Source organism: Aliterella sp. E5.1 (genome assembly GCF_057473825.1).
This window is the reverse complement of sequence record NZ_JBYCCV010000393.1, coordinates 1-1,339: the sequence shown is the minus strand read 5'-3', so window position 1 is coordinate 1,339 and position 1,339 is coordinate 1. Positions and strand designations below refer to the sequence as shown.

Annotated in this window: 1 protein-coding gene and 1 pseudogene; one reads left to right on the top strand and one right to left on the bottom strand. The window is 48.9% G+C overall.

Features of this window, described 5'->3' with window-relative positions; all coding sequences use genetic code 11:
- A pseudogene (gene petB / locus AC2VE5_RS27600) lies at window positions 1–278 on the bottom strand (cytochrome b6); the annotation flags it as partial.
- Window positions 279–470: 192 nt separating this feature from the next.
- On the opposite strand from petB, the gene AC2VE5_RS27595 reads away from it, so the two are divergent.
- A partial coding sequence (locus tag AC2VE5_RS27595) for a S41 family peptidase (protein WP_486890713.1) occupies window positions 471–1,339 on the top strand: 869 nt, incomplete at its 3' end.

The window sequence follows — 1,339 nt, the reverse complement described above, 5'->3', positions numbered from 1 at the left end:
TGAATCGAACGAATCAGCCAGCCAAAGCTGACGTCATTCATCAGGTATTGAATTGAAGTAAAAGCTTCAGTAACAGTTGGTTTGTAGTAAAACGTCATTGCAAACCCAGTGGCAAACTGGATAATGAAGCAAGTCAGGGTAATGCCGCCCAGACAGTACAAAATATTGACATGGGGAGGGACGTACTTGCTGGAGACGTTTTCAGAAAGAGCCTGAATTTCTAAACGTTCCTGAAACCACTGATAAGCCTTTGAGTCGGTTACCTGCTTGGTAAACATGAAGCCAGAGTTCCTGAAAATGTATAGCGCTTAATCAAAAATGTAACATAATCCTAATAAGCTTTCAGAAAATCAAACGGGTAACTTGATTAGAGTCTAGGTGTTTAGTCCTTCTCGCCGACGCTGAGGAAAACCCACTGACTGACCAATTATGAGTAAGGCCTGAGCTGAGACAGCGTTAAAATTAAGGTTATGGGAAAACGAAAGGTTTGGGTTGGTCTACTTCTAGCACTACAAATCCTTTGGGTCTGTTGGTTTCCATCACCAGCGCAGGCGTTTACGGATGAGCAAAAATTAGTCAATGAAGTTTGGCGAATTGTCAATCAAGCCTATGTTGACAGCAGCTTTAACGATCAAGACTGGCGCTTGGTCCGTCAACGGGTCTTGAAGCAGCCCTTGGGGGATCGCGAAGCGGCCTACTCAACCATTCAGGAGATGCTGGCAAGTTTAGGGGACCCGTTTACTCGATTTCTCAAACCTGCTCAGTACCGCAGCTTGCAGACGAGTACAGTTGGAGAATTAACCGGGGTGGGGCTGCAGATTAGCCTCAACCCAGCCACCGGTCAGTTAGAAGTTATTACCCCCTTAGAAGGTTCTCCGGCAGCCCAGGCAGGCTTGCAGCCCCACGACCAGATCCTGAAAATTGATGGCATCTCTACGACAGAACTAGCCCTGGATGAAGCAGCCGAACGGATGCGGGGGACCACAGGCACCTCGGTAACCCTCACCATTCAACGCCTAGGGGAAGATGCCGACTTACCCTTTGACGTGCAACTGGCGCGCGATCGCATTACCCTAAATCCGGTCCGGGCTGAGCTTCGACCCCAACCTGATGGCAAGGCCCTCGGCTATATTCGCCTTAACCAGTTTAATGCCAATGCCGCCAATGAAATGGTTCAGGCCCTAACAGCTCTGGAGGAACAGCGAGCAGAACGCTATATTCTTGATTTGCGGAGTAATCCAGGGGGGCTTTTACAATCTGGAATTGAAATTGCACAACTGTGGCTTGATCCCGGCCCGATTGTCTATACCGTTGATCGCAGAGGGATGCAAGGGGGCTT